This is a genomic window from Sphingomonas sp. Sphisp66, assembly GCF_047324325.1.
GTDB lineage: Bacteria > Pseudomonadota > Alphaproteobacteria > Sphingomonadales > Sphingomonadaceae > Sphingomonas.
On sequence record NZ_CP168508.1, the window covers coordinates 1,369,197 to 1,391,176 of the forward strand.

Consider the following 21,980-nt stretch of genomic DNA (forward strand, 5'->3'; position numbering starts at 1 on the left):
TTATGGTGAGCGGAATTTCTACCAATCCACTGGGAATTGATAGAAAGGAAAGCTTGGTCCGGGCAAAAGGGCGTTTCTGCGGTGTTGCGCTGGGGCAACACAGTTGGGGGCGGAACGCGTGGCAGGGGGATTGGTTCCGGAGGCTAAGTAAAATTCATCGGGACTGGAATGACAACTCAATCGTCACCCCGGCCCCTTCGGCGTAGCTCAGGACGGGCTTGTGCCGGGGGCCACTATGCCGCGCGGATTGTCTTTACCCCTCTTGTCCATGACTCGCCTAACGGTGGGCCCCGGCACAAGGCCGGGGTGACGAGGTCCTTTTGAGGAGAGTCTCTCGTCATCCGTAGCTAGTCCCGCCCCGGTACGCGTGCCCGAGCGGGATAATCCCGGCGACCCCTAACCCGATGTTTACCTCTCAAGCGCATAGCTGACCCTGATCCTGTGCGGGTTGCTGCCGAGACGTTGGCGGCTTCGGCCCGGCAGGAAAAGGAGCTCGGTATGCGTTTGATCGGTTTCGGCAGGACTGTTCTGGCTCTCGGCATGGCGGCTGTGCTTGCCGCGTGCGGCGGTGGCGGCGGTCGTCCCGAACTGCCCCCCGCGGCAGCGGTGGCGGGCCGCGAGACGCCCAGCGACGAATATGTCATCGGGCCGATGGACCAGCTCCAGATCTTCGTGTGGCGCAATCCCGAGCTTTCGGCGAAGGTGCAGGTGCGCCCCGACGGCCGCATCACCGTGCCGCTGATCAGCGACATGCCGGCGGTGGGCAAGACCCCGGCGATGCTGGCCGACGACCTGAAATACGCGCTCAGCGAGTATATCAAGGACCCGATCGTCTCGGTGATCGTCGAGAATTTCAACGGCACCTACAGCCAGCAGATCCGCGTCGTCGGCGCGACCGAGAAGCCCGCCTCGATCCCGTACCGCGCCAACATGACCGTGCTCGACGCGATGATCGCGGTGGGCGGCCTGAGCGAGTTCGCCGCGGGCAACCGCGCGCGGCTGGTGCGCTACGACCGGCAGACCGGCAAGCAGACCGAATACAAGGTGCGCCTGGGCGACCTGCTCAAGGACGGCGACATCCGGGCCAACGTCAAGCTCGAGCCGGGCGACGTGATCATCATTCCTACGAGCATGTTCTGAGGTAGCGCGGGTGGGGAACCTCTACGAAGAGCTGCGCGGCGCACTGCACGCGGTATGGCAACGGCGCTGGATCGCGCTGGCGGTGGCGTGGTGCATCTGCCTGGCCGGCTGGCTGGTCGTGTCGCAGATGCCGAACAAATATGAGTCGCGCGCGCGCATCTTCGTGCAGCTGCGCCAGATCATCCCGACCGACGGGACGACGGCGCTCAACCAGCAGAAGGACCTCGACCGGATCCGCCAGACGCTGACGTCTGCTGTGAACCTGGAGAAGGTGGTGCGCGGCACCGACCTGGCGCGGACCGTGGCGACGGACCGCGACGTGGCGGACCGGGTCGCCGGGCTGCAGGCGGCGATCAAGCTGACCGCGCAGCAGGACAACCTCTTCGAGATCACGGTCACGGCGCCGAGCGGCAAGCTGGCCAAGCAGATCGCGCAGAAGCTGATCGACATCTTCGTCGAGACCAACCTTTCCGACAATCGCGACCAGTCGAGCCAATCGCTCGACTTCATGGACCAGCAGCTGGCCGAGCGGCAGAAGCAGCTGCAGGACGCCGATACCAAGCGGGCGGACTTCCAGGCCAAGTTCCTCGGATCGCTGCCGGGCACCGGATCGATCGACGACCGCGTCTCCGCGGCGCGCACCCAGCTCGGCCAGATCCAGGGCGACCTGGCGGCGGCGCAGTCGAGCCTCAACGTGGTCAATGCCCAGATGGCGGGCACCCCGGCCAGCGTTGCGGGCGCCGGTGGCAGTGCTGTGGCCGGCCCGGCCCGGGCGCGGCTCCAGGCGATCCAGGGCCAGATCGCCGATGCGCGCGCCAAGGGCTATACCGACAGCCATCCCGACATGATCGCGCTGAAGAACCAGCTCTCCGCGGCACAGGGTGCGGCGGCGCGTGAGCCGCTGGTGGGCGGCGGCGCGGGCAGTGCTTCCAATCCGGTCTATATCGGGCTGCAGTCCATGCGGGCGGACAAGCAGGCGACCGTCGCCGCGCTGATCCAGCGCAAGGCGCAGATCGAAGGCGACCTCAACCTGCTCCAGGCAAAACTGGCCGAGGCGCCGGGCGTGGCTGCCGAGCAGGGCGAGATCGAGCGCCAGTACCAGGTGCTCAAGGGCCAGTACGACACGCTGCTCGCCCAGCGCGAGCAGATGAAGATCGCCAGCCAGGCGCAGAATGTCGCCGATGCCGACAAGTTCAACGTGGTCGATCCGCCGACCCAGCCGCGCGGGCCGACTTCGCCCAACCGGCCGCTGCTGCTCACCGCGGTGTTGATCGCCGGGCTAGGCGCGGGCGTCGCCGCGGCGTTCGCGCTGGGCAAGCTGACCACGACCTTCGCGACCGCCGCCAAGCTGGAAAAGGCGAGCGGCATGCCGGTGATCGGGTCGATCGGCGAAGTGGTGACCGCCACGCAGACCGCGATGCGGCGCAAGACGCTGACCCTGTTCGCCGGCGGGGTGGCGGCGCTGGCCGTCGCCTATGTCGGGCTGATCGGCGTCGAGTTCCTCCAGCGGGGCATGGGAGCCTGAGATGAACGATCACACGCCCCGCCGCCTGAAGGGGTCGCTGCTCGAACGGGCGGCGCCGTCTTTCCATTATGCGCCTGCGCCGGTCGAGGAAGCGCCTGCCGCGCCGGTTGCCAAGCCGGCGCCGAAGCGCGCCGAGGCGCCGGTGGCGCGGCCGGTCGTACCGCCTGTGGAGACGCCGGTTGCCGCTCCGGTGGCGGCGCCTGAGCCGGCTCCCGTGGCTGCGCCTGCTCCTGTGGCAGTCGAACCGATGGTTCTGTCGCAGCCTTTGCCCCAAGCTGAGCAGTTCCCCGGAGAAAGCCGGGCCCCAGAGCCAAGCAATGAGTCGCCTGTAACCCTGGGTCCCGGCCTTCGCCGGGGAGCAGAAATGGCCGAGATCGCTGCACCCGAACCGCAGATCGCGACGGCGCGTACCAGCATTCGCCATGTCGCGCCGATCGATCGGGACGTGCTGGAGCGTGGCGGGATGCTGATCCCCGGGGCGGCGATCACGCCGCTGGCGGAGGAGTTCCGCATGGTGAAGCGCCAGCTGCTGCTCACTGCGCGCGCCGTCGCCGCCAAGGATACCGCCAAGGCGGCGGACCGGGCGCGGATGATCCTCGTCTGCTCGGCCCAGCCGAGCGAGGGCAAGACCTTCTGCGCGATCAACCTCGCGCTTTCGATGGCGACCGAGAGGGACGTCGAGGTGCTGCTGGTCGACGCCGATTTCCCCAAGCCCGACGTGCTGCCGCGTCTCGGCCTGCCGAACGGCCCCGGGCTGCTCGACGTGCTGGCCGGATCGGTGGCGAACGTCGAGGACTGCATCATCGACACCGATATCCCGCAGCTCTCCGTGCTGCCGGCGGGCACCCGCTCGGTCAGCGATACGGAGCTGCTGGCGAGCGACCGCGCGCGCGCAGTGATCGACAGTCTGGCCACGGCCAATCCGCGTCGCATCGTGATCTTCGATTCGCCGCCGGCGCTCGCCGCGTCGCCCGCTTCGGTGCTGGCGCTGCACGTGGGGCAGGTGATGCTCGTCGTGCGCGCCGACCGGACCAGCGAAGGCGACCTGCGCCAGGCGGTCAACACGCTCGACGGCTGCGAGGACATCCAGCTCGTGCTCAACTCGGTCTCGTTCCAGCCCGGCGGTCGCCGGTTCGGCAGCTATTACGAATATGGGGAGGAAAGCCGGTGAAGCGGCTGATCATCTTGACCGGCATCGCGGCGGGGGCCGCGCTGCCGGCGCACGCGCAGCGGGTGCAGGTCGCGCCTTATATCGAGGCGAGCCAGGTGGTCGCGGCCGACCTGAACGGCGGCGACGTGCTGACCTATTCGACCGTCGGCGCGGGCATCGACGTGGGCGTGCATTCGCGCCGCGTCGAGGTGCAGGTGAGCTATCGCTACGAGCACCGCTTCGATTACCAGAACAAGCTCAACAACGACCATACCCATAGCGGCCTCGCCACGGTGAAGGCGGCGGTGGCGCCGGGCCTGTCGATCGAGGCGGGCGGCATCGCGACGCGCACCCGTTCGGACATCCGCGGCGACGTGCAGACCAGCCAGGTCGGCAATTTCAGCAACTCGGCGCAGGTCTTCTCCGGCTATATCGGGCCGAACCTGGCGACGCATCTGGGGCCGATGTTCATCAACGGCGCCTATCGCTTCGGCTATACCAAGGTCGAGGCGCCGGGGCAGACCGGCGTGGCGCCGGGCCAGCCGCGGCTCGACTATTACGATGATTCCAAGGTGCATGTCGCGACCGCCAGCGTCGGCGTGAAGTCGGGCACGGTACTGCCGATCGGCATCACCGCCAGCGGATCGTACACGCGCGAGGATGCCGGACAGCTCGACCAGCGCTTCGAAGGGAAGTGGGGCCGCGGCGACGTGGTGCTGCCGGTGCTGCGCGGCCTCGCGCTGGCGGGCGGCGTCGGCTACGAGCGGATCAAGATCACCCAGCGCGACGCGCTGCTGAACGGCGCGGGCCAGCCGGTGGTGGACCGCAACGGCCGCTTCCAGACCGATCCGAACTCGCCGCGCCGCATCGCATACGACCTGGACGGCGTGTTCTGGGACGCGGGCGTGATCTGGAAGCCGAGCCGCCGCACCTTCCTCGAGGCGCGCGTCGGCCGGCGCTATGGCTCGATGAGCTATACCGGCTCGCTCAGCTACCAGGCGGGCCCGGGCAGCGGCATCCAGATCGGCGTCTATGACACCGTCCAGACCTTCGGCCAGCAGCTCAACGGCCAGCTCTCGACGCTGCCGACCGCGCTTGCCAGCACCACCGATCCGTTCGGCAACCAGTTCTCGGGCTGCATCTACGGCACGACGGGCGCGGCGGCGGGCGGCTGCATGAACGGCATCTTCGCCTCGGCGGCGACTTCGGCCTATCGCGCACGCGGCGTGACCGGCGTAATGGTCGCCGGCCGTGGCGGCACCCGCTTCGGCATCGGCGGCGGCTGGGCGCGGCGCGACTTCATCGCGCCGTCGGGCGGCACTGCCTTCACCACCAACGGCACCAGCGACACCAGCATCTATGCCCAGGCCTTTGCCTCGACCGATGTCGGCGCGAACGGCTCGCTCCAGGGCAGCATCCTCGGCAGCTATTACAATAGCGACCTGCCCGGGAATGACGGCATTTACGGTTGGGGAGCGAATGCGGCCTATACCCACCGCTTCGGACGGCTGGGCGCGACTCTCTCGGGAGGCGTGTTCGGGTTCGAGCGGGATGGCGACAGTTCGGCCAGCGCCCAGGCGCTGCTCGGCCTGCGCTACGGCTTCTAAGCGTCGGGACGAAAACATGTACGACGATCACTATGGATTGACCGGCCGGCCCTTCCAGCTGACCCCCGATCCGAAATTCTGGTTCGACACGGCGACGCACCGCAAGGCGATGGCCTATCTCGGCTATGGGCTGAGCCAGGGCGAGGGCTTTGTGGTGATCACCGGCGATCCCGGCGTGGGCAAGACCACGCTGATGGGGCATCTGCTCGGCGAGATCGACCGCGAACGGCTGAACGTGATCAAGATCGTCTCGACCCAACTGCGCCCCGAGGACCTGCTGCGGCTGGTCTGCCAGGGGCTGGGGATCGACAGCTCGGGCCTGAACAAGGCCGAGATGCTGGGCGAGATCGAGCGCGGGCTGCATGCCGTGGCGCGCACCGGCCGGCGGACGCTCGTCGTGGTCGACGAGGCGCAATCGCTGCCGATCGAGAGCCTGGAGGAGCTGCGCATGCTCTCCAACTTCCAGGCGGGCGGCTATCCGCTGCTGCAGATATTCCTGCTCGGCCAGCCCGAGTTCCGGCTGACGCTGAGCGACCCGAAGCTGGAGCAGTTGCGCCAGCGGGTGATCGCGATGCACCATCTCGATCCGATGCAGGCGGACGAAGTCGAGCCCTATCTGATCCACCGCCTGTCCTGCGTCGGCTGGCGGGGCAAGCCGCGCTTCACCAACGACGCGGTGGCGGCGATCCATCGCTGGTCGGGTGGCAGTCCGCGCCGGATCAACCAGCTTGCCAGCCGCGTGCTGCTGTTCGGTGCGGTCGAGGAGATGGAGACGTTCGGCGCGAACGAGCTGGCGGCGGTGATCGCCGACCTCAATCAGGACACGCCGGTCTCCGCCTATCGCCCGGCGCCGATCGAGACGCCGGCGGCTTTCGCGCCGCCCCCGGTCGCCGAGCCGGAGCCCTATGAGCTGACCGATGTGGCGCCGATGGGAATGGGCGCGCCGGTGCCCTCGCCGCATCCGCATCCGTCTGACCCGGTGCCGTTGCGTCCGGCCTTTGCCGCGCACCCGCCGGTGCCCGCGGCGGCGAGCGACGACACGCTCCAGCGCCGCATCTCCGACCTGGAGACGCAGCTGCGCGACCAGGACGAGGCGCTGCGCCGCGTGCTGGGCCTGCTGGTCGACTGGGTGGAGCAGGGCGAGGCGCAGGGCCGCCGTCCCGACCTGTCCGCCGTGCGCGGGAACGTGGCCTGATGGTTGTGGGCACTTCTTCTCTTGTTCTCCTGCGAAAGCAGGAGCCCAGGGTTACGAAGGGTGCCGCTTTTGGCTCTGGGCTCCTGCTTTCGCAGGAGCGCAAAAAGGCTTGCGGGGAGCGCTGATCCGATGGTCGTCAACGCCCTCTCGGTCGATGTCGAGGACTGGTTCCAGGTCGGCGCCTTCGAGAACACGATTGCGCGCGATGACTGGGATTCGCTCGAGCACCGGGTGGAGGCGAACACCGACAAGGTGCTGGCGCTGTTCGAGGCGGGCGGGGTCAAGGCGACCTTCTTCACGCTCGGCTGGGTGGCTGAGCGCTATCCGGCGCTGATCCGCCGCATCGCCGAGGCGGGGCACGAGGTCGCCAGCCATGGCTGGGACCATCAGCGCGTCTTCACCATGGGCCCCGAGCAGTTCCGCGCCGACCTCGCCACCGCGAAGAAGGCGCTGGAGGATGCGAGCGGGCAGAAGGTCAGCGGTTACCGCGCGCCGAGCTTCTCGATCGACCGCCGCACGCCCTGGGCGCATGAGGTGCTGGCGGAGGAGGGGTACACCTACTCGTCGAGCGTCGCGCCGGTGAAGCATGATCATTATGGCTGGCACGATGCGCCGCGCGGGGCCTTCTGGCCGGTGCCGGGGGCGGAACTCGTCGAGATTCCGATCACGCTGGCAAGCTTCTTCGGGCGCGAGGTGACCACCGGCGGCGGCTTCTTCCGCCTGCTGCCGGGCGAAGTGACCTATCGTGCCGTTCGCGCCGCCAATGGTGCGGCTCGTCCCGCTATCTTCTACTTTCATCCCTGGGAGATCGACCCGGGCCAGCCGCGCGTGCAGGATGCGCCGTTCAAGTCGAAGCTGCGCCATTACAGCCGGTTGGGCGCGATGGCAGGCAAGCTCGAGACGCTGATCGCGGGGCATCGATGGGGCCGGATGGACGAGATCGCGAAGGGCGAGGCGGAGCGGCTGAAGGCGGAGTGCGCCAAGTGAACGCGCCTTTGCTCGCCAAGCCCGTGCAGCTGCGCATCGCCGATCTGGGCGACGAGATCGAGCGTGCCCGTATCGGCGCGTTCGTCCACGAGCATCCCGAGGGCACGCCCTTCCATCTGCCGGCCTGGAGCGTCGCGGTGGCGCGGGGTTGCGGGCAGAAGAGCCATTACCTCGTCGCGGAGGACGCCCGGGGCGAGCTGGCCGGCGTGATGCCGCTGACCGAGATCTATTCGCCGATCTTCGGCAAGGTGCTCGCCTCAGCCGGCTTCGGCGTGGGCGGGGGCATTCTCACCCACGACCCGCGCATCGTCTCGCAGATGGCCGAGCATGCCTGGGCGCTGGCCCAGCAGCTGAAATGCCCGGTCATGGAAGTGCGCGGCGGCCCGCTGCCGGGGCCGGAATGGAGCGTGGACGACACCCGCTATCTGGGCTTTGTGCGCGATCTCGCCGCGGACGACGACGCCCAGCTGCTCGCCATCCCACGCAAGCAGCGTGCGGAAGTGCGCAAGGCGCTGGAGACCGATCTCCAGATTTCCACCGGCTGTCACGCGGATGACGTGGCCGCGCATTATGCCGTCTATGCCGAATCGGTCCGCAACCTCGGCACCCCGGTATTTCCCCGGAGTCTGTTTTCCGAGGTTTTACGGGAATTTGGCAACTCGGCGGACGTGCTGGTCGTCCGTCACCACGGGGTGGCAGTGTCGAGCGTATTGAGCCTTTACTGGAAGGGCACGGTGTACCCCTATTGGGGCGGCGGCACCCAGGCGGCGCGCGGCCTGCGCGCGAACGACCGGATGTATTTCGAGCTGATGCGCCACGCCCGGACCAAAGGCTGCAGGCGCTTCGACTTCGGCCGCTCGAAGGTCGGCACCGGTCCGGCGGCGTACAAGAAGAACTGGGGCTTCGAGCCGAAGCCGCTGAGCTATTACGACCGGGTGGCGGAAGGCGCGAAGCCGCGCGACGCGAGCCCGGTGAACCCGAAATATTCGCTGCAGGTGCGCGTCTGGAGCAAGCTTCCCTTGTGGATCGCCAATCGCGCGGGTCCCCTGATCGCGAAGGGCCTGGGCTGATGGGCGACATTCTCTTCCTTGCGCACCGCGTGCCCTATCCGCCCGACCGGGGAGACAAGATCCGCGGCTTCAACGTCCTGAAGTATTTGTCGACCAAGCAGCGGGTGCACCTGATCGCCTTTGCCGACGACCCCGCCGACCTGAAGCAGAAGGGCGGGCTGACCAGGTACACCGGCAACCGATCGATCGTGTGGCGCGCCAAGTCGCAGCTGGTCGCGGGGTTCCAGGCGCTGGTCCAGCACCGGCCGGTCTCGCTGACCGCGTTCGACAATGACGCGCTGCGCCAGTCGGTGGAGAATATCCTCGAGCGGCACCGGATCGACACGATCTATGTCTTCTCCAGCCAGATGGCGCAGTATCTGCCGCCGCGGCCGCGACAGCGCGTGATCATGGATTTCGTCGACATGGATTCGGCGAAGTTCGCGGCCTACGCAAAGAGTTCGAAGGGCCCGATGAGCTGGATGCTCGGCCGCGAGGCGCGGATGCTGCTCGCGCACGAGAAGGCGATCGCGCAGCGCGCCGATGCGAACCTGTTCGTCAGCGAGGCGGAAGCCGAGCTGTTCCGCCAGCGCACCGGGGCCGACCGGGTGCATGTGCTCGAGAACGGCATCGACACCGAATATTTCGACCCCGCGGCGACCTTCAAGCGCGTCGACGTGATGGGATCGACGATCGTCTTCACCGGCCAGATGGACTATCGCCCGAACATCGAGGGCGTGACCTGGTTCGTCGAGACGATTCTGCCGCACGTTCGCCTGGCGCATCCCGATGCCCGCTTCATGATCGTCGGCCGCAACCCGACCGATGCGGTGAAGGCGCTGGCCAAGCATTCGGGCGTGGCGGTGATCGGCGAAGTGCCCGACGTGCGCGGCTGGCTGGCCCAGGCCGCGGTGGTCGTCGCGCCGCTCAAGCTGGCGCGCGGCATCCAGAACAAGGTGCTGGAAGGCATGGCGATGGCGCGGCCGGTGGTCGCCTCCGAAGCCGCCGCGACGGGCATCGACCATGGTGGCACGATCCTGGTCGGATCGACGGTGGGCGAGATCGCCGAGCATCTGACGCGGCTGCTTGCCAACCGCAGCAAGGGCGCCGAGCTGGGCGAGGCGGCACGGCAGCGGGTGATCGACCGCTATAGCTGGGAAGCCCGGCTGAGCCCGCTCGACGCGGTGCTCGGCGAGCCGATGCGCCCCGCCAAGGCGGAACGCGTTGCGCGCGTCACGGACGTGCCGAAAAAGCCGCGCCGGGCGGCGTGAGCCCTGAAAGGCGGCGTGCGCTCAAAAAAGCGCGGCGTTCACCATTTCTCCGTCATCCCCGCTTATTCCTTCGTCATCCCCGCGTAGGCGGGGATCCAGGGTCATGAGCGACGTCCTGCTTGGCTCTGGATCCCCGCCTGCGCGGGGATGACGGGAGAATTTGCGTGGCCGAGATATCGATTCCCTCAGGCGCAGGTGCCGGCAGCGAGATACGCGCCACCGCGACCTTCGACGCACGCTGGAAGCGGCATGCCGCGATCCTGGCTGCCGTCTGGCTGGCACTGCTCGTCATCTTCCGCCGCGACACCGGCGATCTGGCGACGATCTACTGGACCAACACCACCTTCGGGCACTGCCTGTTCATCGCGCCGGTGATCGCATGGCTGGTGTGGCAGCGGCGGGTGGAGCTGAGCGAAGTCGTGCCGCAGGGCTGGTGGCCGGGGCTCGCGATCGTGGCGTGCGGCGGGCTCGGCTGGATGGTCGGCGATGCCGCCGGAGTCGCGCTGTTCCGCCATGCCGGGCTGGTGCTGATGCTGCAGGGCGCGGTGGTGAGCGTGCTCGGGCCGAACGTCGCCCGGGCGCTGCTGTTCCCGCTTTGCTACATGGCGTTCCTGGTGCCGTTCGGCGACTTCATGGAAGGGCCGCTTCAGGACATCACGATCACGATGATCATGCCGATGCTCCATGCTTTCGGCGTGCCGGCGAGCGTCGACGGGGTGCTGATCACCACCTCCAACGGCTATTTCGAAGTTGCCGAGGCCTGTTCGGGCGCCAAGTTCGTGATCGCGATGGTCGCGTTCGGCGTGCTGGTCGCCAATGTCTGCTATGTCTCGTGGCAGCGGCGCGCAGGGTTCATGGTCGCGGCGATCGTGGTGCCGATCCTCGCCAACGGCCTGCGCGCCTTCGGGACGATCTATGCGGCCTGGTGGACTTCGGTCGAGGCGGCCACCGGCTTCGATCATATCGTCTATGGCTGGGTGTTCTTCGCGATCGTGATGGCGGCGGTGCTGGCGATCGGCTGGAAATGGTTCGACCGCGACCCCGATGCGCGCTGGTTCGATCCCGCCAAGCTGCAGGCGGTGCCGGCGAAGCGCGTCGATGCGCCGATCGCTGCTGTGCTGGTGCTGCTGGTGGCGAGCCTGTTCCTGGGCTGGTCGAGCCTCAACGATGCACGCGCCTCGAAGCTGCCGGCGCATATCGCTTTGCCCGAGGTGCCGGGCTGGCGCCGGGTGGTTTCCAGCGCCCGTGCACCCTGGTCGCCGAACTTCCCGGGTGCGGACCATATGCTGGTCGGGCGCTATGCGGATGACAGCGGGCGGGCCGTGGACCTGGCGGTGGCGGTCTATGCCACGCAGCATGAGGGGCGCGAGCTGGTCGGCTTCGGCATCGGCGCGATCCGCGAGAATGACCGCTGGGTGAAGATCGAGGACCTAGGTCCGGTGCGGCGCGGTGCGGCGCTGCGCATGACCGGTCCGGGGCGCGTCGAGCGTGAAGTCGTCACCTGGTACCGGATCGGCGGCGTGCTGACCGGTAGCGAGAAGCGTGTGAAGCTGGAGACGCTCAGGACCAAGCTGCTTGGCGGCAACCAGGCCGGCGTGGCCGTGCTGCTCTCGGCCGAGCAGGGCGGCGACAATGGCGCGCATGCGGCGATCCAGGATTTCCTGGGCGCGCTTGGTCCCGTCGAGGGGCTGGCCGATCGCATGGCGGGTACGCGCTGATCTTGCCAATTTCCGTCATCCCCGCGAAAGCGGGGACCCATCTCCTGCGTGTGCGGCATATGAGCCGGTGCGTTTGTGGACAGTCCGGGAGATGGGCCCCCGCTTTCGCGGGGGTGACGACTGAAGACGTGGGGGACTTCGCCTAGCATGTGCGGCATCGCCGGCCTTTACTATCACGCGCTGGCCAAGCCGGTGGACCCGGCGCGGATCGTGCAGATGACCGACGCGCTGGTCCATCGCGGGCCCGATGGGTCGGGCGTGTGGACGACCGCGGGCGTGGGGCTGGGGCATCGCCGCCTGGCGATCATCGACCTGGAAGGCGGCGTGCAGCCGATGGCGACGCCGGACCAGGGCGTGGTCGTCACCTACAATGGCGAGATCTACAATTTCCAGGAGGTCCGCGCAGAGCTGGAGGCCAAGGGCGCGCGCTTCGCCACCGGCAGCGACACCGAGGTGCTGCTCCATGGCTGGCGGGCCTGGGGGCCGCGGATGCTCGACCGGCTGAACGGGATGTTCGCCTTCGCGCTCTACGATGCGGGCGCGCAGAGCCTGTTCCTGGCGCGCGACCGGTTCGGGGTGAAGCCGCTCCATTATGCCGAGCTGTCGGACGGAGCGCTCGCCTTCGCTTCCGAGCTTAAGGGGCTGCTCGCGCATCCGCTGTTCCGCCGCACGCCGGATTTCAAGGCGGTCGAGGATTATCTGGGGCTCGGTTACGTGCCCGACGACAGCTCGATCCTCGCCGGGGTGAAGAAGCTGCCGGCGGGGCATTTCCTGCTGCTCGAGCGTGGCAAGCCGGTGCCGCGGCCGCAGCGCTGGTGGGATATCGACTTCTCCCGGCGCGCGACGGGGAAGATCAAGGACCTCGAGGCAGAGCTGCTCGACATGATGCGTAGCGCGGTGCGCGCGCGGATGATCGCGGACGTGCCGCTGGGGGCGTTCCTTTCCGGAGGCGTCGACAGCTCGGCGGTGGTTGCGCTGATGGCCGAGGCGAGCAAGGCGGCGGTGAAGACCTGCACGATCGGCTTCGACGAGGCGGATCACGACGAGACGGCGTACGCGCAGACGATCGCGGAGCGCTTCGCCACCGCGCACCGGACGCGCAAGGTGGCGGCGGACGATTTCGCGCTGATCGATACGCTGGTCGGCGCATTCGACGAGCCCTTTGCCGATGCCTCGGCGCTGCCGACCTACCGGGTGTGCGAGCTGGCGCGCGAAAGCGTGACGGTGGCGCTTTCGGGCGATGGCGCGGACGAGGCGATGGCGGGCTATCGGCGGTACAAGTTCTTCGCGGCCGAGGAGCGGGCGCGCTCGCTGCTGCCGCAGGGCGTGCGCGAGAATGTGTTCGGCACGCTGGGGCGGCTCTATCCTAAGGCCGACTGGGCGCCGCGTCCGTTCCGCGCCAAGACGACGCTGCTCGCGCTCGCCGAGAATGGCGAGCATGCCTATCCCAAGGCGGTGGGCGTCACCGGGCCGGCGCTGCGGAATGCGCTCTACAGCGACGCGATGAAGAAGGCGCTGGCGGGTCACACCGCCGAGCAGCGCTATACCGACGCGATGCGCCAGGCACCGGCGCGCGACGGGCTCGACCGGGCGCAATATGCCGACATCCAGCACTGGCTGCCGGGGGACATCCTCACCAAGGTCGACCGTGCCAGCATGGCGGTGAGCCTGGAGGCGCGCGAGCCCTTGCTCGACTATCGACTGGTCCAGTTCATGGCGACCCTGCCGCCTGCGCTGCGGATCAAGGCGGGGCAGGGCAAGTGGCTGATGAAGAAGGCGCTCGAGCCCTATTTGCCCAAGGACGTGCTCTACCGGCCCAAGATGGGCTTCGTGACGCCGATCAGCGCCTGGTTCCGCAAGGCGCTGGCCGACGAGGCGGCGGCGCTGGGGCGCTCGAAGCTGCTGCACAGCACCGGCTGGTTCGACCTGCACGCGATCGAGAAGCTCGCCGCGGACCACAAGGCGGGCAGGGCCGAGCACGGTCGGACACTGTGGCAGCTGCTGATGCTGGAGCGGAGCCTGAACCGGTTGTTTGGCTGAGCTGAATTTCCGGTCCTGTTTCCTCGGCGAAGGCCGGGGCCCAGACTAAGCGTGCGCGTCGCAGACGCGCCAAAAGGCGCGTGACTTTCAAGTCTGGGCCCCGGCCTTCGCCGGGGAAAGGGCAGGGGCTAGTCGTTCACCACCGTTGCAACCGCCTCGATCGAGGGCGCGGTCTGCTGGTGCAGCACCGCCACGCCCGCGTGCAGCGTCAGCGCGACCAGCACCAGAGTCGAGAGCAGGAACAGCAGGAAGCGGACCGAGACCTTGTTGAAGGTCGCCTGCACCAGGCTGTGGGCGATGCGCAGCAGGACATAGGCCCAGGCCAGCCACAAATTGAGGCCGTGCCCCTGGCCGAGCAGCGCGAGCGTCAGTGCGATCGCGTAGAACAGCGTCGGCTGCTCGTGGAGGTGGTTGTAGTTGTGCGCCTTCCACTGCGCCTCGGCGGGCAGGATCCTGTCGGCGTCGGCGCCCTTGGAGCCGACCAGCTTGCCCAGGTCGACACCGGCCTTGCTCATCGCCGGGATGCGCAGGGCGAGCATCCAGACCAGCATCACCAGGGTCCAGGCCACGAGCACCACCACCGGCGCCAGGATTTCGCTGTGCATTTGCAGTCCCCCCTCCACTGCTTTCTGTAGGGGGAGGCTGCCGCAATCAGTTCGGGAATACAACTAAACGGGCGAGAGCAGGCTTTCGAGCAGCAAATGGGTGGCGCGGCGCAGCGCCGCTGCGTCCTGGGCGGGCCAGACCGCATTGCGGCAGAGCACGCCCATCACATGCGCCTGGACCAGCCAGCCGATCGCCTCGGCGTCGGCGTCCGCGCGGGCGCTGCCGACCGTAATCAGGCCGCGGACTGCCGTTTCCACGGCCTGGCGGAGCCGCTCGAGATTGGCGGTGTTGCGCTCGCGCAGCCCGGCGTCGCCGGCGCTGGCGGCAGTGATCTCGATGCCGAAGCGGGCATTCGCAGGCGGCAGGGCAGGGGCGATCTGGTGATCGAAGACGGAGTCGGCGAGCGCCGCGATGCTGGTTTCCTCGACGGGACCGAGCTCGGCGGAGAGCATGTCGGTCACTGCATGGATCAGCGCCTCCTTGCTCGGGAAATGGCTGTAGAAGGCGCCCTTGCTGATGCCTGCCGTCGCGCAGACGTCGTCGACCGAGGTGGCGAGCAGCCCGCGCTCGTACAGGCTGCGCGCGGCGGCCTCGAGAATGTGCATGCGGCGCTTGGCGGCCGTCGCTTCGGTAAGACGGGGCATTCAACTCTCACTGATGCATCAACCACAGGCTGCACCGGGATTGATGCCCGCATGTTGCAGCGCATGCAGATCTAGGAGGCCGGGAGGTTTGTTTTCCCGGGGCGGGACAGTTTTCGTGCCTATCCGCCGCACGCCTCGGCGCGAGCGGTGAGGAAAGCGGCCTCGCGTGCGTTTCGGGTGAGCTTCGCCGCCGCCTCGAATTCGGTGCGGGCTTCGGTGAGCCGGCCGGCACGGAACAGAAAGTCGCCGCGGGCGGCGGGCAGGGGAGCATAGTTGCGCAGGGCAGCCGCGTCGGCGAGATCGTCGACCAGCTTCAGGCCCGCCTCCGGCCCAAAGGCCATGCAATGGGCGACCGCACGGTTGAGATCGACCACCGGCGACGGCATCACCTCGCGCAGCCGGTCGTAGAGCGACGCGATCCGCGCCCAGTCGGTATCCTCGGCCCTGGCTGCACGGGCATGACAGGCGGCGATGGCGGCCTGGAGCGCATAGGGGCCGTCGGCGCCGCCCAGCGCTTCGGCGCGGGCGAGCCCGTCGAGGCCGCGGCGGATCAGCAGCCGGTCCCAGCGGGTGCGGTCCTGCTCGGTGAGGGTGAGCAGGGCACCGTCCGGTCCGGCGCGGGCGTGGAGGCGTGAGGCCTGGATCTCCATCAGGGCGAGCAAGCCGAGCACTTCGGCATCCTGCGGCATCAGCCCGGCGAGGATACGGCCGAGCCGCTGCGCCTCCATGCAGAGGCTTGGGCGGACGAGGTCTTCGCCCGCCGTCGCCGCATAGCCTTCGTTGAAGATCAGGTAGATCACCTCGAGCACCGAGGCGAGCCGCGCCGCCCGCTCGGCGCCGCGCGGCACGGCGAAGGCGAGGCCGGCCTTGCCGATCGTCTTCTTGGCGCGGACGATGCGCTGGGCGATGGTCGGCTCGTTCGACAGGAAGGCGCGGGCGATCTCGTCGGTGGTCAGCCCGCCGATCACGCGCAGGGTGAGCGCCGCGCGGGCCTCGGCCGAGAGGATCGGGTGGCAGGCGGTGAAGAGCAGCCCGAGCAGTTCGTCGCCAAGATCGTCGTCCATGCTGGCCTCGATCGCTTCGGCCGGATCGTCGATAGCGCCGTCCAGCTCGCGCGCGATCTCCGCGTGCTTGCGGCTGCGCATCGTGTCGCGGCGGATCGTGTCGATGGCGCGGCGCTTGGCGGCGGTCATCAGCCAGGCGCCGGGATTGGCGGGGATGCCGGTCCGGGGCCATTCGGCAAGCGCGATGACCAGCGCGTCCTGCGCCATCTCCTCGGCCCGGTCGATGTCGCGCACCAGCCGGGCGAGGCCCGCGATGAGCCTGGCCCGCTCGATGCGGAAGGTCGCTTCGATCGCCCGGTGCGTCTCGCCTGCGGTCATGCGGCCTTGTCGGACAAGGCGGCCTGGCCGGCAAGTGTCTCAGACGACGCCGAACCGATCGCGTTCACCTTTGCACTATGTGGCGGGGTCCTCGGCTTCGAGGAAGGGCCAAAGCTCGATCGTGCTGGGCACGGCCATGGTGTTGGGGCAGCGCCTGGCCCAGGCGACGGCCTCGTCCATGTCCTTGACCTCCCAGATCGAGAAGCCGGTGACCATCTCGCGCACTTCGGCAAAGGGGCCGTCGATCACGGTGCGGACGGAGCCATCGACCAGGATGCGCTTTGCCGAGGCGCTCGGCTGGAGCTCTGCACCGGCGACCAGCAGGCCGGCATGGGCCAGCTCCTCGGCGAAGCGGTCCATCGCCGCGAACGCCTCGGCCGCGGGCGGGATGCCATTCTCGGTATCCTCGCTGGCTTTCACGAACACCATCACGCGCATCGCCTGTCTCCCTGGTCGGGCGGCCCATTGGCCGCGCATCGGAACGACGAGCGAAGCTTCCCGGAATCGACAGCGGCCTGCGAATTTCTTCAGGCAAAAGAAAAGGGCGGCCGGGGATGTCCCGGCCGCCCTGTTTCTCATCCGATCGTCAGGCGATCAGGCGAACAGCTTCGCCCAGCCGCGCTTGACGCGCTCGCGCCAGTGGCCGCGGTGATAGGCGTCCGACGCCAGCAGCGGCATGACCGAGCCCGCTTCCGCGAACACCATCTGCTCGATGCCGGTGTTGACCTTGCCCCACGAGGCGGCCTCCTGGAGGGTCGAGGACGAGCAGGCACCGTCGCGCACGTCGGCGACGGTGATCTGCACGGCGTACTTGTGCACTTCCACGTCCTCATGGCCGAGGATCTCGGCGCAGACGACGGTGTCCTGGATGAAGTTCTTCGGCACGCCGCCGCCGATCATCAGCAGGCCGGTGGTGCCCGCCTGGATCTTGATCTCGGTCAGTTCGCGGAAGTCCGCGATCGCGTCGAGCAGCAGGTAGGGCTTGCCTTCCTTGGCGCGGTCCACCTGGTGCTTGACCAGGCCGAAGCCGGCCGACGAGTCGACGAACGCCGGGCAGAAGATCGGCACGTCATGCTCGTAAGCGAGCTTGACCAGGCTGTTGTCCTTCTTGCCATGCTCGACGAGATACTTGCCCATCTCGCGGATGAAGGCGCGCGACGAATAGGCCTTGGGCTCCAGCGTCTCGGCGATCTCGAAGATCGTGTGGTCGACGTTCTGGAGCGCTTCCTCGTCGATGTACGTGTCGTAGATGCGGTCGATGTAGAGCGAGCGCAGCGTGTCGTCGTCGGGGATCTCGAGCGCCTGATAGTGCTTGTGGCCAAGGCCCTCGAAGAAATCCATGTCGACGATGGTGGCGCCGGTGGCGACGATCACGTCGACCATGTTGTTGCGCACCAGCTCGGCATAGAGGTCCATGCAGCCGCCGGCCGAGGTCGAGCCCGCGATCACCAGGACGACAGTGCAGTCCTTGTCGGCCAGCATCTCGTTGTAGATCTTGGTGGCGCGGCCGAGGTCGCGGCTGGTGAAGCTCATATCGGCCATTGCGTCGACGATCGGGCGCGCGTCGAACGACGTGATGTCGATGTGCTTGACCTGCTTCGACAGCAGTTCCGCCTTGCGGGTGTCGTTGATCGGGGCGTTGGCGCTCGCCTGCTTGTTGAGCGTGTTGGTGTCGGTCATGGGGTTTCTCCCATCTTCTTGGCCGCCGTCATTTAGAAAAGGGGACGCGGAAACCCAAAGCATTCGTCACCCCGGCCCTGAGCCGGGGTCCCGCTTGCTGGTGCCTGTAAAGGCAGCGGGACCCCGGCTCAAGGCCGGGGTGACGAGGTAGTAGCGTGCGTTGCGTTACAGCTTGACGACGTTCCAGGCCGGCTGGCGTTCCGTGAGCTCGACATACATCGAGGCCATCGGTTCGTCCGCTACGATGACGGTCGCGTCCGTGCCGAAGCCGTTGAACGCGGTGCGCATCGCCGAGCCATAGGCGCCGAGCATGCCGATCTCGAAATAGTCGCCCGAACGGGTGTCGGCCGGCAGAAGGAACGGGCCCTTCATGAAATCGAGGTCGTCGCAGGTCGGGCCGTAGAAGCTGAACTCGACGTCCTTGGCGTTCGATTCCGGCTCGCGCAGCAGCTCGACCGGGAACTTCCAGTCGATATGCGCGGCGTCGAACAGCGCGCCATAGGCACCGTCGTTGATGTACAGCTCCGCACCGCGGCGGCGCTCCACGCGCACCACGATCGAGCTGTACTCGGCGCACAGCGCACGGCCCGGCTCGGCCCAGAGCTCGGCCGAATAGGAGATCGGGAGGCTCTCGAACGCGCGGTGGATCGTCTCGAAATAGGCTTCGAGCGGCGGCGGGGTCATGCCCGGATAGACCGAGGGGAAGCCGCCGCCGACGTCGATGACGTCCACGGTGACCGCCGACTCGACGATCGCTGCACGCACGCGCTCCATCGCGTTCGAATAGGCCTCCGGCGACATCGCCTGCGAACCGACATGGAAGCAGATGCCCAGCGCGTCGGCGACCTGGCGGGTCTCGAACAGCAGCTTGGCGGCTTCGCCCGGGCCGGCGCCGAACTTCGACGCGAGGCTCAGCTTCGAATGGTCCGACGAGACGCGCAGGCGCACGCAGAGCGTCAGGTCGCTCGCGGCCACGCCGTCGCGGCTGGTGGCGCGGACGATCTTCTCCAGCTCCTCGAGGCTGTCGAGCGAGAAGGTACGGACACCATGGGTGAAGTACGCCTCTTCGATCGCTTCCTCGGCCTTGACCGGGTGCATGAAGCAGAGCGTCGCTTCCGGGAGCGTGCGCGCGACCAGGCGAACTTCGCCGATCGACGCCACGTCATAGGTGGTGATGCCGTTTTCCCACAGGATCTGCAGCAGCTCGGGCGAGGGATTCGCCTTCACGGCATACATTGCCTTGCCCGGGAACTTCTCGACGAAGAACCGAGCGGCCCGAGCCGCGGCGTGCGGACGGACGAGCGTGACCGGCTGAACCGGACCCTGCTTAGCGATGTCGATGCCGGTCACGGAGGAGCCGGCGGTCGAGAGGGGCGCTAACCCCAGCGCGCGATGATGCTTGTGCAACTCAAGGGACCTCCAAGTGCCTTACGGCGATCGTTGACAAAAGCTGCCTTGCGGTTGGAAGTCCCATGGGGCAGCGGAAGGCGGCACATAAGGACGTCGGTCCCCTGTGTAAAGCGATTCGGGGTCCGGAAATTTACGGCGGGGGTGAAGTGTGACGATTGTGCGACAACCGACTCGGGCAGGGGTGCGGGACGCCGCTGCGAAGATCGCCAGCATCCTGCCGCAAACCCCTATGTTCGTTCATGAAATTCACGGGGTTCCGGTGTGCTTCAAGGCCGAGTGCCTGCAGCCGATCGGGGCGTTCAAGATCCGTGGCGCCTGGCATCGGCTGACCGCCCTGGATGACGAGGTGCGCGAGCGGGGCGTGGTCGCCTTCTCCTCGGGCAATCATGCGCAGGGAGTCGCCTGGGCGGCGAAGAAGCTGGGCATTCCCGCGGTGATCGTGATGCCGGCCGATGCGCCCAGGGTGAAGCGCGACGCGACGCTGGCGATGGGCGCGGAAATCGTCTCCTACGACCGCGCGACCGAGAGTCGCGAGAAGATCGCTGCACATCTCGCCCATGCCCGTGGCGCGACCTTGGTGCCGAGCTTCGACGATCCCTGGATCATCGAGGGGCAGGGCAGCGCCGGGATCGAGGCGATGACCCAGATCGTCGAGGCGCGCCTGCCCGATCCGTTGAACGTGCTGGTGCCGTGCGGCGGCGGCGGGCTGGCGTCGGGCATCGCGCTGGCGCTGCCCGATTCGGAGATCGTCACGGTCGAGCCCGAGGGCTGGGACGATATGCGCCGCAGCCTGGAAGCGGGCTGGATCGAGCCGGTGGGCGAGAATCCGCCGCCGACTGCCTGCGATGCGCTGCAGACCACGCGTGTCTCGCCGCTGACCTTCGACGTGCTCTCGCGGCGGGGTGCCACCGGCCTGTCGGTGAGCGAAGCGGAGATCCGCAACGCGCAGCGCTGGGCCGCGGCGAAGCTGCGCGTGGTGGTGGAACCGGGCGGCGCGGTGGCGCTGGCGGCTTTGCTCGCGGGCAAGGTCGATTTCAGGCCGGGCTTGCTCGTCCTGCTTTCGGGAGGCAATGCCGATCCCGATGCCTATGCCCAAGTCCTTTCCGGGAAAGACTGACCCGGTGGCGAACCGCTTCGGATCCGTTATCGCGAACGTGATGAGCGTGGGCGCGCGCGCGCTCGGCTATTTCCTCTGGGGCCTGCTGCGCATCATCTATCGCGGCGACCTCAAGATGATCGCGCTGTTCGGCGGCGTGATCGGGGCGATTGCGCTGATCATCTGGCTGATCGCGCGCTGATGCCCGATCCCGGCCTCGAGCCGCTATGGCTGAGCATCGCGGTGCTGGCGATGGGCGCGCTGGTCTGGGGCGGGTGGAAGCAGTTCCGCGCGGACCGGACCAAGGCGATCCTGATGTGGGTCTGCGCGGTGGTGATCCTGGGCAACCTGCTGATCCTGCGGATCTGACGCGCACGGACCGCTGTGCAGCGTTGCCGTTCGCCGATCCCGCCGAGGATATTGGACCTTTGCGTCTGCTTCCCTAGATAGGCGCGATGAACGGTCCCGCTCAGATCCATTACGGCACGCCCGAAGTCGATATCGTCCGCCCCGGCAGCTATGTGCTGTGCGCCGTCAGCGGTGAGCCCATCCCGCTCGACCAGCTCAAATATTGGAGCGCCGAGTTCCAGGAAGCCTATCGCGGGGCGCCCGAGGCGACGGCGGCGATGCTGGCCGGCGGGGCGAAGAATCTGAAGAAGGGCTGAGCGGCGCGGCGCTCTATCGTCATCCCCGCGAAAGCGGGGACCCATCTCCTGCGCGATCGGCACATACAACCGTGCGTTGATGGATAGTCCACGAGATGGGCCCCCGCTTTCGCGGGGGTGACGCAGAATATTGGGTGACGTCCGAACTCAGCGGATCGGCGAGTTTGGATCGAGCCGCATGTCCAGATACTTGTCCACGCTCTTCATCAGGTCGTCCATTTCGTTCTCGAAGAAATGGTTCGCGCCCGGGATGGTGTCGTGGTGGATGGTGATGTGCTTCTGGGTGCGCAGCTTGTCGACCAGCTTCTGCACGGCGCCCGGCGTCACCACTTCATCCTGCTCGCCCTGGATGATGATGCCCGAGGACGGGCAGGGGGCAAGGAAGGTGAAATCGAACATGTTGGCCGGCGGGGCGACCGAGATGAAGCCGCGAATCTCCGGGCGGCGCATCAGCAGCTGCATGCCGATCCAGGCGCCGAAGCCGAAGCCGGCGACCCAGGTGCTGCTCGCTTCCGGATGGAAGCTCTGCACCCAGTCGAGCGCCGAGGCGGCGTCGGACAGTTCGCCGATGCCGTTGTCGAACGTGCCCTGGCTCTTGCCGACCCCGCGGAAGTTGAAGCGGAGCGTCGCGAAGCCGCGGCGCTGGAAGGTCTTGTAGAGTTCCTGGACGATGCGGTTGTTCATCGTGCCGCCCGCATTGGGATGCGGGTGGAGGATCATGGCGACCGGCGCGCGCGGCTTGGGCGCGGGGGCGAAACGGCCTTCGAGGCGGCCTTCGGGGCCGGGGAAGATGACTTCGGGCAAGGCAGGTCCCT

The 21,980-nt window shown here is 67.7% G+C and carries 21 protein-coding genes; 14 read left to right on the top strand and 7 right to left on the bottom strand.

The window, feature by feature from the left end:
• Nucleotides 1–540 precede the first annotated feature (540 nt).
• From ACEN8G_RS06625 to ACEN8G_RS06670, 10 genes are all read left to right on the top strand, one after another.
• Complete coding sequence (locus tag ACEN8G_RS06625; protein WP_373422990.1) at nt 541–1,140, top strand: XrtA/PEP-CTERM system exopolysaccharide export protein; 600 nt, start codon at nt 541–543, stop codon at nt 1,138–1,140.
• Between the two features lie 10 nt (nt 1,141–1,150).
• Nucleotides 1,151–2,665, top strand: coding sequence for an XrtA system polysaccharide chain length determinant (locus tag ACEN8G_RS06630; protein WP_413415018.1), 1,515 nt, complete (start codon nt 1,151–1,153; stop codon nt 2,663–2,665).
• 364 nt (nt 2,666–3,029) lie between these two features.
• Nucleotides 3,030–3,836, top strand: coding sequence for an AAA family ATPase (locus ACEN8G_RS06635; protein ID WP_413415019.1), 807 nt, complete (start codon nt 3,030–3,032; stop codon nt 3,834–3,836).
• Nucleotides 3,833–5,422 (top strand): hypothetical protein, encoded by a 1,590-nt coding sequence (locus tag ACEN8G_RS06640; protein ID WP_413415020.1) that lies wholly within the window; start codon nt 3,833–3,835, stop codon nt 5,420–5,422. Before ACEN8G_RS06635 ends, ACEN8G_RS06640 begins: the two co-directional genes overlap by 4 nt.
• 16 nt (nt 5,423–5,438) lie before the next feature.
• Complete coding sequence (locus ACEN8G_RS06645; protein WP_413415021.1) at nt 5,439–6,617, top strand: XrtA/PEP-CTERM system-associated ATPase; 1,179 nt, start codon at nt 5,439–5,441, stop codon at nt 6,615–6,617.
• A 129-nt stretch (nt 6,618–6,746) separates the two neighbouring features.
• On the top strand, nt 6,747–7,604 hold the full coding sequence (locus ACEN8G_RS06650) for an XrtA system polysaccharide deacetylase (RefSeq protein ID WP_413415022.1): 858 nt from the start codon (nt 6,747–6,749) through the stop codon (nt 7,602–7,604).
• Entirely contained in the window at nt 7,601–8,674 is a 1,074-nt protein-coding gene (locus tag ACEN8G_RS06655) for a FemAB family XrtA/PEP-CTERM system-associated protein (protein WP_413415023.1), read from the top strand. Before ACEN8G_RS06650 ends, ACEN8G_RS06655 begins: the two co-directional genes overlap by 4 nt.
• A complete protein-coding gene (locus ACEN8G_RS06660) occupies nt 8,674–9,924 on the top strand; it encodes a TIGR03087 family PEP-CTERM/XrtA system glycosyltransferase (RefSeq protein ID WP_413415024.1) in 1,251 nt (416 codons plus the stop codon). The genes ACEN8G_RS06655 and ACEN8G_RS06660 overlap by 1 nt, the downstream gene beginning before the upstream one ends.
• A 164-nt stretch (nt 9,925–10,088) precedes the next feature.
• On the top strand, nt 10,089–11,642 hold the full coding sequence (xrtA, locus tag ACEN8G_RS06665) for an exosortase A (protein ID WP_413415025.1): 1,554 nt from the start codon (nt 10,089–10,091) through the stop codon (nt 11,640–11,642).
• A 147-nt stretch (nt 11,643–11,789) separates the two neighbouring features.
• Nucleotides 11,790–13,682: an XrtA/PEP-CTERM system amidotransferase gene (locus tag ACEN8G_RS06670; protein WP_413415027.1), complete on the top strand. Its 1,893-nt coding sequence runs from the start codon at nt 11,790–11,792 to the stop codon at nt 13,680–13,682.
• A 128-nt stretch (nt 13,683–13,810) separates the two neighbouring features.
• Here the strand turns inward: ACEN8G_RS06670 and ACEN8G_RS06675 are convergent, their stop codons facing one another.
• From ACEN8G_RS06675 to ACEN8G_RS06700, 6 genes are all read right to left on the bottom strand, one after another.
• Complete coding sequence (locus ACEN8G_RS06675) at nt 13,811–14,287, bottom strand: MAPEG family protein (protein ID WP_413415028.1); 477 nt, start codon at nt 14,285–14,287, stop codon at nt 13,811–13,813.
• A 63-nt stretch (nt 14,288–14,350) separates the two neighbouring features.
• A complete protein-coding gene (locus tag ACEN8G_RS06680) occupies nt 14,351–14,932 on the bottom strand; it encodes a TetR/AcrR family transcriptional regulator (RefSeq protein WP_413415029.1) in 582 nt (193 codons plus the stop codon).
• 119 nt (nt 14,933–15,051) lie between these two features.
• A complete protein-coding gene (locus tag ACEN8G_RS06685; protein WP_413415030.1) occupies nt 15,052–16,314 on the bottom strand; it encodes an RNA polymerase sigma factor in 1,263 nt (420 codons plus the stop codon).
• 75 nt (nt 16,315–16,389) lie between these two features.
• On the bottom strand, nt 16,390–16,752 hold the full coding sequence (locus tag ACEN8G_RS06690) for a YciI family protein (protein ID WP_413415031.1): 363 nt from the start codon (nt 16,750–16,752) through the stop codon (nt 16,390–16,392).
• A 156-nt stretch (nt 16,753–16,908) separates the two neighbouring features.
• Entirely contained in the window at nt 16,909–17,994 is a 1,086-nt protein-coding gene (locus ACEN8G_RS06695) for a 1,9-bis(guanidino)-5-aza-nonane synthase (RefSeq protein ID WP_413415032.1), read from the bottom strand.
• Nucleotides 17,995–18,159: 165 nt separating this feature from the next.
• Entirely contained in the window at nt 18,160–19,401 is a 1,242-nt protein-coding gene (locus ACEN8G_RS06700) for a type III PLP-dependent enzyme (protein WP_413415034.1), read from the bottom strand.
• Nucleotides 19,402–19,552: 151 nt separating this feature from the next.
• On the opposite strand from ACEN8G_RS06700, the gene ACEN8G_RS06705 reads away from it, so the two are divergent.
• The 4 genes from ACEN8G_RS06705 to ACEN8G_RS06720 all read left to right on the top strand — a co-directional run bounded on the left by ACEN8G_RS06705 (nt 19,553) and on the right by ACEN8G_RS06720 (nt 21,165).
• On the top strand, nt 19,553–20,521 hold the full coding sequence (locus tag ACEN8G_RS06705) for a threonine/serine dehydratase (RefSeq protein ID WP_413415036.1): 969 nt from the start codon (nt 19,553–19,555) through the stop codon (nt 20,519–20,521).
• Between the two features lie 40 nt (nt 20,522–20,561).
• Nucleotides 20,562–20,702, top strand: a complete 141-nt coding sequence (locus ACEN8G_RS06710; protein WP_413415038.1) for a hypothetical protein — start codon at nt 20,562–20,564, stop codon at nt 20,700–20,702.
• The gene (locus ACEN8G_RS06715) at nt 20,702–20,869 is read left to right on the top strand and encodes a hypothetical protein (RefSeq protein WP_413415040.1); all 168 of its coding nucleotides are present in this window, start codon (nt 20,702–20,704) and stop codon (nt 20,867–20,869) included. The genes ACEN8G_RS06710 and ACEN8G_RS06715 overlap by 1 nt, the downstream gene beginning before the upstream one ends.
• Before the next feature lie 86 nt (nt 20,870–20,955).
• Nucleotides 20,956–21,165, top strand: coding sequence for a DUF2093 domain-containing protein (locus ACEN8G_RS06720; RefSeq protein WP_413415041.1), 210 nt, complete (start codon nt 20,956–20,958; stop codon nt 21,163–21,165).
• 147 nt (nt 21,166–21,312) lie between these two features.
• Here ACEN8G_RS06720 and ACEN8G_RS06725 read toward each other — a convergent pair whose 3' ends face one another.
• Complete coding sequence (locus tag ACEN8G_RS06725; RefSeq protein WP_307118652.1) at nt 21,313–21,969, bottom strand: alpha/beta hydrolase; 657 nt, start codon at nt 21,967–21,969, stop codon at nt 21,313–21,315.
• Nucleotides 21,970–21,980 lie beyond the last annotated feature (11 nt).